Here is a 15,548-nt window from a genome sequence, read left to right as displayed (position 1 = left end):
TTTACTCCTTTTCTATTTTTATTGTTATTTCTTTGCAATTAGAATATTTATTTAGTAAAACTTTGGTAACTTTAATTTCTTCCATTTCCCCTGGGCTAAGAATTTTCTTCTTAACAAGCATGACCCTAGTATGGTCAAAATATAACGATACATAATTCTCTTTAAAAACCTCTCCCACCCTAAATCTTATTGTTGTAGAATTATTAACTTTTGAACTATTAATTAATGATGGCACAGTATACCTTACGCCTTGAGCCCCACTAACTTTAATATATTCTCCTGATCTTTTATCGTCCTTAACATAACTTGCTGCACATCTTCCTGCATTTGAACTTTCTAAAGATACATTATCAACTAAATCATGGACATGTAGCACATTACCACAAGCAAATACTCCTTCAATGTTTGTTTCTAGTGATTCATTTACTATTGCTCCACCAGTAACTGGAGATAGATTGACCTCTGCATTTTTGGACAATTCATTTTCTGGAACTAAACCCACTGATAGAAGCAATGTATCACAGCTTATTAATTCTTCTGTACCTTTAATTGGTTGTTTATTTTCATCAACCTTTGATATAACAACTCCTTCTAATCTATCTTTTCCTTTTATATTTATAATAGTGTGACTGAGTTTTAGCGGAATATTGTAATCATCTAAACATTGAACAACATTTCGTTTTAAACCACTTGAATAAGGTAGTAATTCCACCACAGCTTTTACATTTGCACCTTCAAATGTCATTCTCCTAGCCATAATTAGCCCGATATCACCAGACCCTAAAATCACAACTTCTTTTCCTGGCATATAACCTTCTATATTCACAAACTTTTGAGCAGCGCCAGCTGTAAGAATACCTGCGCATCTGCTACCTGGAATATTTATAGCACCACGAGGCCTTTCCCTGCAACCCATAGCTAAAATAATGGCTTTTGCCCGTAATTCTATTATGCCATCTTCATTTACCGCTGTTATAATTTTATCTTTTGTTATCTCTAATACCGTAGTATTAAGTAGATATGGTATTTTATGATCATTTACCTTATCAATAAATCTACTGGCATACTCAGGTCCTGTAAGCTCCTCCTTGAATGTATGAAGTCCAAAACCATTATGAATACATTGATTTAATATTCCACCAAGTTGAGCTTCTCTTTCTAATATTAAAATATTTTCTATGCCTTCATCTTTAGCTGCTATTGATGCTGCAAGCCCTGCGGGGCCTCCTCCAATTATCACTATATCAATGTCCTTCATAAATAACCCTCCTATGATGTTATAAAAACCACTTTTATAAATTCTCTTTATTCTTACCAATCAATAAATTGGAATTCCTTCCAAACTTTGTAACCTTTGTAACTGGAATGTTTAATTCCTTGCTTAGGATATCTAGAACTCTGGACGTACAAAAACCTGCTTGGCATCTTCCCATTCCTGCCCTTGTTCTCTTTTTAACTCCATCTATAGTTTTAGCTCCCAGTGGCCGTCTGATTGAATCTTTTATTTCACCTTCAGTAATAACTTCACATCTACAGACTATCCTGCCATATTCAGGATTACTCTTTATAAGAGTATTTCTTTCTTTATTACTTAATTCTCTGAATTTCACAATTCCTTTTCTTTCCCTTATAAAATTTTCTTTTGAAGTAGCTTTTAGTATACCTTTAACAATGCTAGCTACCACTTCTGCTATTGCCGGAGCAGACGTTAATCCTGGAGAATCAATACTTGCTGCATTTATAAACCCTGGCGAATCTTTTACTTCACCTATTATAAAATCTCCATTTTTATTACTAGCTCTTAGACCTGAAAATGATGTGATTATTTGTCTAGTTGGTATATCTTTTATACTCAATTTAGCTTTATCAATAATGTAATCTAATCCTTCTTTTGTGGTATCCAAATCTTCTTTATCTTCTATATTTACAGAATTCGGTCCTATAAGTAAGTTCCCATCAACCGTTGGAGTAACTAATACTCCTTTTCCTGCCTTTGTAGGTAACTGAAATATAGTTTTTTTAACAAAATTCCCAGCAGATTTATCAAACAAACAATATTCGCCTTTTCTAGGTATAATATTGAATTTTTCATCCGAAACAAAATTGTTTATTACATCAGAATACAATCCTGCTGCATTTATAATAACTTTACTCTCTATAACTTCATCTTCATTTAATAACAAACTATATCCATTATGAATTTTTTTAATGTCATTTACTTGACTCCCAAGTTTAAATTCCACTCCATTAGTGAAAGCGTTCTCAGCTAGGGCTATAGTCATTTCATAAGGACAAACTATTCCACCTGAAGGCGCTAGCAGTGCTGCAACTACATTTTCTGAAATACTAGGTTCCATTTTTCTAGTGTCTTCTCCAGTTAATATTTCAAGACCCGGTACTCCATTTATTTCACCTTGTTCCCTAAGTAATTCTAATTTTTTCTTGTCATTCTCATTAAAACATAAAACCAAAGAACCATTTTTCTTAAATGGAAAATCTAGCTCCTTTGATAACTTTTCAAACATTAAATTTCCCTTAGCATTTAGTTCACCTTTAAAAGTACCTGGTTTGGCATCAAAGCCAGCATGAACAATTGCACTGTTAGCTTTAGTTGTTCCAGATGCTAAGTCAAGATCTTTATCCACTACTATTACCTTCAAATTATATTTGCTAATCTCTCTAGCAATGGAAGAACCTACAATTCCTGCGCCAATAATTATTACATCATACATCTTATAATTCCTCCCAATTTTCAACTTGTATTAGGTATCTTGAAAAATAGCAGACCAAAAATACCTTATTTTAGTGAAATATTAAAAACAAAAAAACCACAACTAGAGTAAAACTCCAATTGTGGCTCTCAAAATCTCGGCCAAAATATTTCATTAATTTCATGTTAACACACATTGATAAAGTAATCAATATTATTTTATTTGTTGCTTATCCTCTGCTAATCTATAACTGTATAACCATGATTTTAAACAACTATACTAGAAACACCATCTTTTATAAGTGTGACTTTAGCATGCTCTCCCTTAATTTTAAATGCCATATTCAAAGCTTCATCAAAGGTATAAGCATGTTCCATGTGCATATTTTTTATAATCTTTGGGTTACACATATCCGTGACAATTATAACCTGATGTTTCAATAGTATCCTAGTTAAGATTTGAACTTCCCATTGATCAGGCACAGTATCTTTTCTTGATACTCTCATTAGTTTATTCATAAAATCTCTTGGGCTTTTAGCATTTGCCATAGTATTATAAAAAGATTCGCCCCCATGACCATCTGAGCATGAGGCGATCATAATTATAACTCCATTTTCAGAGGCGCAACCTTCAGCTGCTGTCATGCCTTTTACTGCTTGATAAATATTTTGATCTAAGGGATATCCCCCATTTGTAGTAACTACAATATCAGAATTATTTCCCTTAATCTCTGAAATAGTCTTAACAAACTTGCACCCCTCTTCATGAGCTAACTGAACATGACCTGTGAAAGCATTTATTATGTTTTTATCCTTACCTAATACAACATTTAATATAAAGGCAAGTTTTGCTTTTTTTGCAGCATATATCATATCTTCATGTATGGGGTTATTTTTTATAATGCCAGTTCTTGCATTTTTGCTACTAATAAATTCAGAGCAATGATTGGCCTTTATGGTTTCTGCTCCTGAAATACCAGGAAGTATACTTTTTCTTCCTCCTGAAAATCCTGCAAAAAAATGTGGTTCAATAAATCCCTCTGCAATAAGTAGCTGAGTCTCCATGGCTATTTTATTTATCCATAGCTTGCCACCTGATGGCAATAACCCTAAGTTTACAAGGCTTTCTTTATCCTCAGCTCTATGACAAATAATATTTTCATTATTAACAATATCCGCGCCAAATTTATCAATCATCTCTTCGTGAGTTGTTGCCCTATGAAACCCTGTTGCTATTAAGATCTTAATAGCAATTTTAGGATTTACACTTCTTATACGCTTTAAAAGTATAGGAAGTGTGATTTTACTGGGCACAGGTCTTGTGTGATCGCTAGTTATAATAACCATGTTATCTTTATCCTTAACTAATTCTTCAAGTTTCAAAGAACCAATTGGATTATCTAGTGCTCTCTCAACTATTTTTTCCTCCGATAAACCTGGATTGTAGTCCTCTGACTTTGATTTAAGAACCCCAGCAAAATTTTCATCAGGAATATCTATTTTCATAGTTCCCTTATAATAAGGTATTTTAAAACTAGCCATATTATTCACATACCTTTTGTGGATTTAAAATATTTTTCGGATCAAATGCCTTTTTAATATTTCTCATCAATAATACATATTCCTCCCCATATTGTTTAAGCATATAATTTTTTTTAGCGAAACCAATACCATGTTCACCTGATACTAGTCCTTCTAAATCAATTGCCTTTTGATACATACAGTCAAATATGGCTTTAAGCTTCTCCCACCACTCCTCTTGAGTTAGTTCATCCTTTAAAATATATACATGAAGATTCCCATCGCCTGCATGTCCGAAACTTCTTATTCTTATATTAAACTGCTGCTGCAATTCATCAGTATATTTAATAAATTCAGCTACCCTATTCCTTGGTACAACAACATCACATTCATCCATTTCTGTGGTGGATGCCTTTACAGCTTCAAGAAAAGCTCCCCTTGCATTCCATACAGCATCTTTTCGTTCATCTGTATCAACTATATAAACATCTAGCGCCTTTTCTTCTAAACATATCTCAGCTACTTTTTCATAATCCTTTTCTATTTCTTCTTTACTATTCCCATCAAAACTTAAAAGAAGATATGCATCTGAAGTATTGTCAGGAAACTTTTTTCCTAAAAATTCTTCTGCTGCAAGTATAACTTCCCTCTGCATAAATTCAATTGCTGTGGGAATTGCTTTGGATTTTATAATCTTAGGTACTGTTCCTATTGCTAAATCTAAATTGGGAAACGGAACTAAAAGGCTTATACTCTTTTTAGGCAATGGAAGAAGTTTTAATATGGCTTTTGTAATTATCGCAAGTGTTCCTTCTGAACCGCATATTAAATCTTTAATGCTGTAACCAGAGCTGTTTTTTACAACTTTACCACCAACATTAAGTATACTTCCATTAGGAAGTACTATTTCAAGTCCTCTAACATAATCTCTTGTAACTCCATATTTTACAGCCCTCATGCCACCAGCATTAGTGCTGATATTTCCACCTATAGTTGCAGACTTTTCACCTGGATCTGGCGGATAAAATAAATCATTTTCCTCCACAAATTTACTTATATCCATGAGCAAAACTCCTGGCTCCACTGTAAGTGTTAAATTTTCATCATCAAGCTCTAATATATTATTCATATTACTCATATTTATCATAATTCCACCTTGAAGTGGAACTGATGCACCTACAAGTCCAGTACCCGAACCTCTGGCCACAACAGGAATACCTTTTTCATATGCATATTTCATTATTTTTGATATTTCCTCTGTGCTTCTAGCCTCTAATAACACCTCTGGCATCTTACTAATTCCGCCTAGTTCATCATGACTAAAATCATCGTTAATACTGTCTTTTGTCAAAACTCTATCCTCACCAAGAAATGAATTAAAATACTCTATATCCTTAACCGTAATCATAATTTAGCCTCCTTTATATAACAGCCTTTATTTTTTTATTTGCCTTAAGTCCTTCTATGATTTTAGGGACAATTTCATATATATCACCAACAATTGCATAATTGGAAGCATTAAAAATCGGTGCTTTTTCATCTTTATTTATTGCAAATATATAATCAGAACTATTCATTCCAGCAGTGAACTGAACTGCACCAGAAATGCCTAATACTATTATAAGTTTTGGTTTTACTGTTCTTCCGCTAAGTCCTATTTGACATTTTGCATCAATCCATCCGGCTTCTACTAGTGGTCTTGTACCAGCTACCTTAGCATCCATTAAATCAGCTAATTCTTGTACCATATCCATATCTTTTTGTGATTTTATTCCTCTTCCTACCGCTATTATTACTTCTGCATCTGATATACTATTTTCCACTTGTTTTTTTGTAACCTTTAAAACCTTAATATTTGAATGAAGTTTTTCCTTATGGATTTTGCACAGTGTAGCTTTACCACTTATTTCATCTTGTCTTTTTGCCTCGTCCATAACTTTATATCTAACGGTAGACATTTGTGGCCTAGCATTTGGATTGATTATCTGAGCCATTATATTTCCACCAAAGGCAGGTCTTATTTGAATTAAATCTGTATTTTCCTTCATATCTAAAATTGTACAATCTGCAGTAAGCCCTGTCCTAAACCTTGCTGCAACCCTTGGTGCTAGTGATCTGCCAATAGTTGTAGCTCCAACGAGTATTGCTGTGGGTTTAGTTTTATTTATAAAATCTTCAAAAGCCGCAGTATATGGTTCTATAGTAAAATCTTTAAGTTCTGCGTAGTCATATACAAATACCTCATCTACCCCATAATGGAGTAAGTCTTCTGCTTTCTTTTCAATGTTATGTCCAATAAATAATGCGTACACAGGTTGATTTATCTTTTTTGCAATTTCTTTGGCCTTTCCTATAAGTTCTAAAGTTACTGGATGGATTTTTCCTTCAACGTGATCAACATAAATTGCAACACCCTTCCAAAGACTTTTATCAATTTTCTTACTCTCACCTTCTACAAATTCTATAACACCCTTAGGTCCTTTCTTCACGCACATCTTACATAATTTACACCCTGCATTTATATCTATTTTATTTCCTTTAGCCTCAATTGCATTAAAAGGACATATAGCAACTAATTCTTTAATGTTATCCATTGTTAATTTCTCATAATTTATTACTAGCTTAGACATATTTTCAACCTCCTCTTAGACGAATTTTAATTCTTTTATTTTTTTTATTAATCTATCTGATATTTCCTCACTACTACCAGTCCATGTTTCTCTATCCGTATTAGCGTCTGGAGGAAAAATTCTCTCTACTTGAGTTGGTGATCCGTTAAGACCATATTTATTTTCATCCCTGTCTTCAAAGTCATTTAAACAAATAGTTTCTATCTTCTTATCTCGAGTTTTAAGTTTCATTTTATAAGAAGGTAGTCTTGGCTGAAATATATCTTTTTCTACTGTAATAAGGCATGGAAAATTAACTTCTGCCACTTCAATTGTATTTGGCATGTCCATTTCAACTACTATTGATTTATCTTTGACTTCCAATATTTTTAAAACATTGGCAACATGGGGCAAACCTAAATATTCTGCTATCTCTGGACCAACCTGTGCAGTGTCACCATCTGTAGTTTGTTTGCCACAGATTATTAAATCTACATTTCCCATTTTCCTTATTCCTTGAGAAATTGTATAGGAAGTAGCGAGGACGTCTGCTCCTGCAAATTTTCTATCGGATATTAATGCTCCCCTGTCCACTCCCATCATATATGCCTCTTTAATAACTTCCATAGCTTGAGGTGGTCCCATGGATATAACTCCTATATTTCCGCTACTAGTTTCTCTAATTCTTAATGCGGTTTCTAATGCATAAAGATCATAGGGGTTCATTTTTGAATCTACACCATCTCTTTTTAACACACCTGTTTTCTCATCGACTTCAACTTTACTTGTACCAGGAACTTGCTTAATACAGACTAATATTTCCATTTTATTACCTCCATCTTAATTGTTAGTAAATATGTGAACTATTTCATATTTACTAACAATTAATTTATATACAAATTGGTACTATGGTCATACCAATTTATTTATAGTATAACACAGCAAAAATATTGATTCCACAATAATCCAAAAGTTAAATTATTAACTTTTTATAGTGAAAATTCCTAGTCAAATGTAATATTTAGATTTTTCTGCCTTGTGCAAATCTACAATTTCAGAGATAATTTTTATATTATCATCTGTTTGTTTGTTAAAATATTATCATTGTTTAAAAATCGTCTTATTAATAAACTCCAAATGTTTTTTCATTTCCTCTGCTGCACTATTTGAATCGTGGCTAGACAAAGCCTTATATACAGCTTCATGTTGATAAATTAATGTCTCTCTATTATCTTTATTTTCCATAATTCTAAATCTAGCATCACTTATAAACGAATCAATAATAGATGAAATGGTATTTAAAATATTTATTAGTAGAAAATTTTCTGATGCTTCAGTTATTTTAGAATGAAATTTTTGATCCAGTTCTGTATTCAATTTCTCATCCGTAGTATTTTTAAATGTACTTACTATTTCGTGTAATTCATTAAGGCTTTCCTCGTTAATATGCCTAGCAGCTAGTGAAGCAGTTTCCGTCTCTATTACTCTTCTAAGTTCAAGAACTTCCTTTGGACTACTTTCTTCAAGCATAAACATTATGGACAGTGGCTCCAAAAGGCTCTGATGAAAACTCTCTCTTATAAAGTTTCCCTCTCCTTGCCTACTTTCAATAAGTCCTAATATTTCTAAAGATCTAAGTGCTTCTCTTATTGAGGTCCTACTTACCTGAAGTTGTTCCACTAATTCTCTTTCTGGTGGTAGTTTATCACCTTTCTTGAGTTGTCCTGTCTTTATCATATCCTTTATCTGTTCTATTACTACCTTATAAACTTTTTGGTTTTTAACTGGCGTAAACATAGTTTTAACCCCTCGCATAATTATATTCTGAATACTAATTGTACCAAAAGTAAATCATTTAGCAAAATAATAATGAAAAAAAGTTTAGAAATCAAAAAGTTTATTTATATAATATTTTTTATATACAAAATATGATAAAACCTGTAAGCATATATAAGCAAGCCCAATAACAAGTGAAGATTCTGCAGCTATTATTCCTCTTTCATATTGTAAATTAATATAATAGCTATAAAATGTAGAAATAATGATTCCAAATATAACTGGTAGTAAGAACAGTACTTTTAATTCTTTTGATATTATCTTTGTTACTTCTTGCTTTGTGATCCCTATTTTATAAATCTTTTTATATTTTAGCTTTTCCCTTTCAAATTTAGCAGACTTTGAATCCAAGTTTCCTGTAGGCTCGTCTGCAAATATTATATCTGGATTATTAACAATTGCTCTTGAAACCGCTACCCTTTGCTGCTGTCCGCCTGATAACTCATAAGGATATTTGTTTGCAATTTCCCTAATATTAAACATTTCAGTTAATTCTGTCACTTTTTTTTTCAATATCGCTAAATTCACTCTTATCAAGAATCATCAGTAACATTATATTTTCTTTTACAGTTAAACTATCTAACAAATTAAACTCTTGAAATACAAATCCCAAATGTTTTCGCCTAAATAGCGCTAATTTATCCTTTGTCATAGTAGCAATGTCTTGTCCAGAAATTTTGATTGAACCTGAAGTAGCCTTATCTATTCCACTTAATATATTCAGCAACGTAGTTTTTCCACTACCTGAGGGCCCCATTATTCCAACAAATTCACCAGCATCTACTTTTAGATCTATTCCATTCAAAGCCTTAGTTATTACTACATTACGTTTGCTTGCATACTCTTTAACCAATTTATCTACATTTAAAATACTCAAATTTATTCACACCTCCCACATAAAAGCTCAACAAATTCAGTCATGTTATCTAGCGTTTTCTAATTATATTCTTCTATTATATAACAATTTTCTAAAATAAAGATATATTTTCTCATATATGGATTTACTAGAATGCTTCAAGATATGAATCCCCTAATACAATAAAGCGTTCATCTTTGAGCTCTTTAAAGTTGCAGAACCTTTTTCAATAAGTTCAATATGCTCTGCAAGACCATTTTTATCTAATTCCTTCATGAAAGACGGAAAAAAATATCCACCAATCATTGGTGGAATACCTAATTTTATTTTTGTTCCACTTATTCTTGATATTTCTAGTTTAGCTTCTTCTATTTCATGAAATACATTATATGCTCATTTTTTAAGAATTTCACCAGCTTCTGCTAATATTATACTATCATGATTGGAATTCTTTTTCTATTATATACACAAGAGTCACATTATAATTATCTTGTAAGAAATTTCTTAATTTCAGCAAATGCTAAATCCATCCTTCCTGCTTGACAATGTTGCTCACCACCTGTCTCTTTAGTGAAAATTTTCTTTGTTATAGATTTTGCATTTACTAAATTATTTTCTAATAAATCCATTAACTCTATTGGAACATATTGATCTTCCTCACCGGCTAAAAGCAATAAATCTTGATCTATGAATTTCTCTATACCAGCCATTGTATGTAACTGAATAGCTTTAATGAAATCATAAGGATTTTCTGTTCCAGTGTTGTCCATTCCCTTGCAAAATTTCCAGTTAAGATCAATGTTATCTTTCATATTTGATAATATAAGTGAATTTATTTTATCTCTTTCATTGTTTGCAATCAATTTTTCTATTGTGTCACTAAATTTTTTTGATCCACCAATGGCATCCATTCCGCAATAGAAAATATCAAAACAAATTACTTCTTTAATTCTTTTCTCAAATGCTGCAGCTCTCATACAAAGATATCCACCCCATGATGCACCTAATATACCTACTTCCTTTAAATCAAAGTAATCTAAAATAGCCGATACTGGCTTTTCCCAATTATAGATGAACTTTAATCCATTCCTCAATGCTCCACCTTGACCAGGTCCTTCGAAAAGAATAATATCATATCCTAAATCCTTAAGAAAAGACATAACTGGTATTAATTCTTCGATGTATGAATCATAACCACCATGTACAATTAATGTTTTACAAGAATCTTTGTACTTTATACGCATAGCTGGCATGAATGAATTTTCATAAGGAACTTGAAAATGTTCAATTGGTAATTCATTGTAATATTTATAAAAGTTTTCTCTATACTTATTATACATATACGGTTTATTTAAATCACTTTCTTTTAAATAAAAATCCCCTGCTTGATAATAAGCAGATGCCAATTCAAATTGCCCCTTTGCTTCACTTTTTTCTCCTAATTTTCTCCATACTTTGTACCAAGTATTTGTATCTGTTAGTGTTGGTAATACAGACTCAATATCGTTTTGAACTTGCAGATCATTGAATTTCCCTAGAAATCGGTTAATTTGAAAATTAAATTGTTTATTCTCTAAATATTTTTTAAACATTATAAAACACTCCTTATTTATTTTTTAACAAAATTTATGCTATGTTATTATTATAAATGATAACCATTATCAATAAAAGAACTGAATTGTTTGTGTTTTGTAAGTTATCATACACAAATGTATAAAGATAAAAGATAACCTCCACTTTCTTATAAATTGGTTACTAATAAAAATACCTTTAAAAACATGATATTGAGATATATTAAAACCTTTCACTTATTATTTTCTTTCAAATGTCTTATTTCTGTTTGTGGTTTAATGTATTAAATATATGTAGTAGAATTGATAATATAATTATTATATTTTGTAGTGACGTTAAAATCCAATAACCAATTAAATTTGTGTTATATTCATCAGTAACTTTGTGATTAGAATAAAACTTTATTTTATGGAGGAATTTCATGAGTGAAAAAATTGATTTGAGAATATTAAAAACACATAGAACCATAAAAAATGCTTTTTCTAATCTATTATTGGTGAAAGGATTTAAAAATATTACGGTTCAAAATATCTGTGATGAGGCAGTAATTGGCCGTTCAACTTTCTATGATCATTACCATGATAAATACGATTTACTCAGTAAAATGCTTGAAGAGGTTGAAGATGAATTTAAATCATATATTAAAAGTAGATTTGATTTAAATAATTCACAGGATTTTACAACAATTGTCTCTAATATGATTAAGCATTTTTACACACAAAAAACTATTATGATGGGATTGTTAAATGTACATACTGAATCTGTTGATTTATATGATGATTTAAAGAATATATTAATAGAAGAATGCTCTTCTTATTTGGAACATAAAAACTTTATAAGTAAATTCAATGTTTCAAATGAATACATATGTCGCCATTACGCATCGTATGTATTAACATCATTTCAGTTGTGGCTTGAATACGGAGAAAATGATTCTACTTTAGAATTATCAAATAAATTGCAGAAATTTATATTTGAAAGCGATATACGTTAATTGGGAAAATTGATTTTTGCACCTACATTTTTTTTATTTTCTTGTGCTTTATGTGAGTTAAGTGCAGGTCCTAGCGTTTTATTTTCAATGAGTAGAGATGAATTAATACATATTTATGAATACTTCCAAATATACAAAACTCACCACATATAGTTAGCTTTTTATGATAACATATAATTCGTGTTATAAATAAATCACCAAAATATATTTTAAAATCTAAAAACATCTTATATATAGAGGCAGGTAGATCTTATGACGAGAGACATAACAAAAGGAAACCCCACAAAAATCATTATTTTTTTCACAATACCATTACTTATTGGTAATATTTTTCAGCAATTTTACAGCATGGCTGATACTCTCATTGTAGGACGTACAATTGGAGTAAATGCTTTAGCAGCAGTAGGATGTACAGGAAGCCTTATGTTTCTTATACTTGGGTTTTCACAAGGATTAACCGCTGGATTTTCCATAATCACTGCTAAGTGTTTTGGAGCTGGAGACAATCAGGGTGTAAGACATAGTTATGCCGCAAGTATTATACTAAGTCTTATCATTACAATATTTCTCACAATTATAAGTGTTATGTTAGCGAGACCAATTTTAGTGATAATGCACACACCACCAGAAATTATAGACGATGCCTATAATTTTATCATTATAATTTACTGGGGTATTATAGTATCCATGTTATTCAACTTATTTTCTAATGTTATTAGAGCTTTAGGAGACAGTCGAACCCCCTTAATATTTTTAATTATTGCCAGTATTATAAATATCGCTTTAGATTTTCTTTTCATTTTAGTATTCTCCATGGGGGTTTCAGGGGCAGCCTTAGCAACCACAATATCCCAAGGAATTTCTGCACTATTATGCTTTATCTATATCAGGAAAAAGATGCCAATTCTAAAATTGTGTAAGGATGATTGGCATTTATCAAAGGAAATCTTATGGGAGCATATAAGAATGGGTCTTCCTATGGGATTTCAGGCTTCTATTATTGCCATCGGTGCAATTATACTTCAATTTTCACTAAATAATTTAGGCGAAGTATCCATAGCAGCATACACTGCAGCACAAAAAATAGATGCACTAGCTATTCAACCTATGATGTCATTTGGAATTACAATGGCAACATATGTAGCACAAAACTATGGTGCCAACAAAATTGAAAGAATTCGTATTGGTATAAGACAATGTAGTATCATTTCAGTAGGTTTTAGTATTATCATTGGTATGTTTAATATTTTAGCTGGTCATTGGATGATAAAGCTTTTTGTAGGAAATAACCAACCTAAAGTAGTATCCCTTGCTCAAGTCTATTTAAATATCAATGGTGCTATGTATTTTTTATTAGCATTACTTTTCATTTATCGCTATGCTCTTCAAGGATTGGGACAAAGTTTTGCACCTACATTAGCAGGCATTATGGAACTATGTATGCGAACTTTTGCAGCTATTATTTTATCAAAATACCTAGGTTTTGCAGGTGTGGCACTAGCCAATCCTCTGGCATGGATTGGTTCCTGTATTCCTCTAGGAATTGCTTATTATTTCACCCAAAAGAAACTTTACGGATCTAAAGAGCCAATCTCTATATCTGAAAAGTAAAGGAGTAAGTAGATTTGTCATGACAAATTTACTTACTCCTTTATTTTATTGATTTTTAGATCTTTCCTCGAAAATTTTTCCTTAACTCTTAACTTTTATTTATATATTGCTTCCCAAATACTATCTTCTACTGCCTTTTTAGCATCTCCAATTTCCACGCGATTTAAACCTTCTTTAATTGCTTGCTCTACAACAGCAGTTGCCACAAGTTTTGACGCTTCTCTAAGTTTTTCAACTGAAGGTAAAATTGAAGCTCCAAGTTTAGAAAGATCTTGAAGTGAAGCTATTCCAAAAGCTGCTGCTGACAACATTCCATTGGATACAGTTTTAGCCTTTGCAACTATTATTCCAAGACCTAAACCGGGATATAAAAGTGCATTATTAGCCTGACCTATAGTATAAGTTACTCCATTATATTCAATAGGTTCAGATGGACTTCCAGTTACTACTAGTGCTCTGCCATCAGTCCATTTAATTATGTCTGTTGCTTTTGCTTCGGCAAGTTTTGTAGGATTTGAAATAGGCATAATAGCTGGTTTTTTGTTAATTTGCGCCATTTTTCTTACGGCTTCTTCTGTGAAAGCACCATGAACCCCAGAGGTTCCAATAAGTACTGAAGGTTTAGTAGCGTCTATTATTTCTGCAAGATTTGTTAACGGTTTTTTAAATTCACCTTTAGCTCTTGCATATTTTTTTTGACCCTCAGTGAGATCATCCATATCCTCAGTAATAAGTCCAAAACGATCAACAAGATAAAAATGTTTTCTTGCTTCTTCTTCTGATAATCCACTTTGAACTTTTTCGAGTAATATTTGATCTGATACTCCAACACCTGCAGTCCCACCACCAAAAACTAATATTTTATGATCTTTAACCTGTATTCCTGTTGCCTTAGCAATAGCATTCATAGCTGACACCATCATAACTCCAGTTCCCTGTATGTCATCGTTAAAGGTGCAAACATTATCTCTATATTTTTCAAGAATAGCACTGGCATTTCCACGTCCAAAATCTTCCCAATGAAGAAGTACTTCAGGAAACATTTCAGTAGCTATGCTGACAAATTTATCTATAAAATCATAATATTTTTCTCCAGTAATCCTTTTATGTTTATTTCCAAGGTATAATGAATCATTTAATAATGCCTCATTATTTGTTCCCGAATCTATTACTATAGGTAAAACATTTTTAGGATTAACTCCCGCTGCTACCGTATATACCGCAAGCTTTCCAATTGATATATCAACTCCCTGAATACCCCAGTCGCCTATTCCAAGTACTCCTTCACCATCTGTAACAACAATTAATTTTATTTCTTCAAGATCCTTTAAAGAATTTTTTATAGATTCTTTAATATTTTCAGGATGATCTACTGAAAGAAAAACAGCATCTTTTGGAGTATCATAGATTTTTGAATAGTTTATAACTGCATCACCTATAGTTGGAGTATATATTACTGGAAGAAATTCAGTAATATGTTTACCTACAACATAATAAAAAAGTGTTTTATTTGTATCATATAGATTCATAAGGTAATTACGTTTTTCCAGTTTATCTTCAAAAGCTTTAGTTCTTTCATAAATTATATGTTCTTGCTCATCAATAGTTCTTATAACATTTGGTAATAAACCTACAAGTTCATATTTTTTTCTTTCATCTTCTGTAAAAGCAGTCCCTTTATTTAAATAAGGATTTCTTAATAATTCCGTACCTTTTAAATTTGTCATTTATCTGCACCCCTTTTTCATCTAATTAATTCTATTATACATTTATATATTTTTTGTGAGAAATATTTATTGTTTATACAGTTATAAGTAATACCTATAACTATACAAATAA

The 15,548-nt window shown here is 31.5% G+C and carries 14 protein-coding genes; 2 read left to right on the top strand and 12 right to left on the bottom strand.

The annotated features are described in order from the left end of the window. Window position 1: 1 nt before the first annotated feature. The 11 genes from BR66_RS0116710 to BR66_RS0116660 form a co-directional block, all read right to left on the bottom strand. On the bottom strand, window positions 2-1,258 hold the full coding sequence (locus BR66_RS0116710; protein WP_026883917.1) for an NAD(P)/FAD-dependent oxidoreductase: 1,257 nt from the start codon (window positions 1,256-1,258) through the stop codon (window positions 2-4). 34 nt (window positions 1,259-1,292) lie between these two features. Continuing rightward, window positions 1,293-2,732: an NAD(P)/FAD-dependent oxidoreductase gene (locus BR66_RS0116705; RefSeq protein WP_026883916.1), complete on the bottom strand. Its 1,440-nt coding sequence runs from the start codon at window positions 2,730-2,732 to the stop codon at window positions 1,293-1,295. Window positions 2,733-2,977: 245 nt separating this feature from the next. Beyond that, on the bottom strand, window positions 2,978-4,252 hold the full coding sequence (gene larA / locus BR66_RS0116700) for a nickel-dependent lactate racemase (protein ID WP_026883915.1): 1,275 nt from the start codon (window positions 4,250-4,252) through the stop codon (window positions 2,978-2,980). Window position 4,253: 1 nt separating this feature from the next. Then, entirely contained in the window at window positions 4,254-5,639 is a 1,386-nt protein-coding gene (locus tag BR66_RS0116695) for an FAD-binding oxidoreductase (protein ID WP_035796483.1), read from the bottom strand. A 13-nt stretch (window positions 5,640-5,652) separates the two neighbouring features. Beyond that, window positions 5,653-6,861 (bottom strand): electron transfer flavoprotein subunit alpha, encoded by a 1,209-nt coding sequence (locus BR66_RS0116690; RefSeq protein ID WP_026883913.1) that lies wholly within the window; start codon window positions 6,859-6,861, stop codon window positions 5,653-5,655. Window positions 6,862-6,876: 15 nt separating this feature from the next. Beyond that, the gene (locus BR66_RS0116685; protein ID WP_026883912.1) at window positions 6,877-7,665 is read right to left on the bottom strand and encodes an electron transfer flavoprotein subunit beta/FixA family protein; all 789 of its coding nucleotides are present in this window, start codon (window positions 7,663-7,665) and stop codon (window positions 6,877-6,879) included. A 276-nt stretch (window positions 7,666-7,941) separates the two neighbouring features. Next, the gene (locus BR66_RS0116680; protein ID WP_026883911.1) at window positions 7,942-8,637 is read right to left on the bottom strand and encodes a FadR/GntR family transcriptional regulator; all 696 of its coding nucleotides are present in this window, start codon (window positions 8,635-8,637) and stop codon (window positions 7,942-7,944) included. An 84-nt stretch (window positions 8,638-8,721) separates the two neighbouring features. After that, entirely contained in the window at window positions 8,722-9,189 is a 468-nt protein-coding gene (locus BR66_RS25330) for an ATP-binding cassette domain-containing protein (RefSeq protein ID WP_026883910.1), read from the bottom strand. Next, entirely contained in the window at window positions 9,161-9,553 is a 393-nt protein-coding gene (locus tag BR66_RS26670; RefSeq protein WP_051624279.1) for an ABC transporter ATP-binding protein, read from the bottom strand. Before BR66_RS26670 ends, BR66_RS25330 begins: the two co-directional genes overlap by 29 nt. 153 nt (window positions 9,554-9,706) lie before the next feature. Then, window positions 9,707-9,838: a hypothetical protein gene (locus tag BR66_RS26665; protein WP_278246820.1), complete on the bottom strand. Its 132-nt coding sequence runs from the start codon at window positions 9,836-9,838 to the stop codon at window positions 9,707-9,709. 179 nt (window positions 9,839-10,017) lie between these two features. Further along, entirely contained in the window at window positions 10,018-11,124 is a 1,107-nt protein-coding gene (locus BR66_RS0116660) for an alpha/beta fold hydrolase (RefSeq protein WP_026883909.1), read from the bottom strand. A gap of 401 nt (window positions 11,125-11,525) precedes the next feature. On the opposite strand from BR66_RS0116660, the gene BR66_RS0116655 reads away from it, so the two are divergent. Then, on the top strand, window positions 11,526-12,098 hold the full coding sequence (locus tag BR66_RS0116655) for a TetR family transcriptional regulator (protein ID WP_026883908.1): 573 nt from the start codon (window positions 11,526-11,528) through the stop codon (window positions 12,096-12,098). A gap of 252 nt (window positions 12,099-12,350) precedes the next feature. Then, window positions 12,351-13,709 (top strand): MATE family efflux transporter, encoded by a 1,359-nt coding sequence (locus BR66_RS0116650; RefSeq protein WP_026883907.1) that lies wholly within the window; start codon window positions 12,351-12,353, stop codon window positions 13,707-13,709. Between the two features lie 95 nt (window positions 13,710-13,804). Here the strand turns inward: BR66_RS0116650 and BR66_RS0116645 are convergent, their stop codons facing one another. Continuing rightward, on the bottom strand, window positions 13,805-15,436 hold the full coding sequence (locus BR66_RS0116645) for an NAD-dependent malic enzyme (RefSeq protein WP_026883906.1): 1,632 nt from the start codon (window positions 15,434-15,436) through the stop codon (window positions 13,805-13,807). Between the last annotated feature and the right edge of the window lie 112 nt (window positions 15,437-15,548).

This window comes from Clostridium akagii DSM 12554 (assembly GCF_000686725.1).
In the GTDB taxonomy this organism is placed as follows: Bacteria; Bacillota; Clostridia; order Clostridiales; family Clostridiaceae; genus Clostridium_I; species Clostridium_I akagii.
The sequence above is the reverse complement of the archived record's forward strand: the minus strand, read 5'-3'. Positions and strand labels throughout refer to the sequence as shown.

Coding starts and splice junctions, on each gene's coding strand:
- BR66_RS0116710 (WP_026883917.1), bottom strand. CDS start 1,258: ATGAAGGACATTGATATAGTGATAATTGGAGGAGGCCCCGCAGGGCTT.
- BR66_RS0116705 (WP_026883916.1), bottom strand. CDS start 2,732: ATGTATGATGTAATAATTATTGGCGCAGGAATTGTAGGTTCTTCCATT.
- larA (WP_026883915.1), bottom strand. CDS start 4,252: ATGGCTAGTTTTAAAATACCTTATTATAAGGGAACTATGAAAATAGAT.
- BR66_RS0116695 (WP_035796483.1), bottom strand. CDS start 5,639: ATGATTACGGTTAAGGATATAGAGTATTTTAATTCATTTCTTGGTGAG.
- BR66_RS0116690 (WP_026883913.1), bottom strand. CDS start 6,861: ATGTCTAAGCTAGTAATAAATTATGAGAAATTAACAATGGATAACATT.
- BR66_RS0116685 (WP_026883912.1), bottom strand. CDS start 7,665: ATGGAAATATTAGTCTGTATTAAGCAAGTTCCTGGTACAAGTAAAGTT.
- BR66_RS0116680 (WP_026883911.1), bottom strand. CDS start 8,637: ATGTTTACGCCAGTTAAAAACCAAAAAGTTTATAAGGTAGTAATAGAA.
- BR66_RS26665 (WP_278246820.1), bottom strand. CDS start 9,838: ATGATTGGTGGATATTTTTTTCCGTCTTTCATGAAGGAATTAGATAAA.
- BR66_RS0116660 (WP_026883909.1), bottom strand. CDS start 11,124: ATGTTTAAAAAATATTTAGAGAATAAACAATTTAATTTTCAAATTAAC.
- BR66_RS0116655 (WP_026883908.1), top strand. CDS start 11,526: ATGAGTGAAAAAATTGATTTGAGAATATTAAAAACACATAGAACCATA.
- BR66_RS0116650 (WP_026883907.1), top strand. CDS start 12,351: ATGACGAGAGACATAACAAAAGGAAACCCCACAAAAATCATTATTTTT.
- BR66_RS0116645 (WP_026883906.1), bottom strand. CDS start 15,436: ATGACAAATTTAAAAGGTACGGAATTATTAAGAAATCCTTATTTAAAT.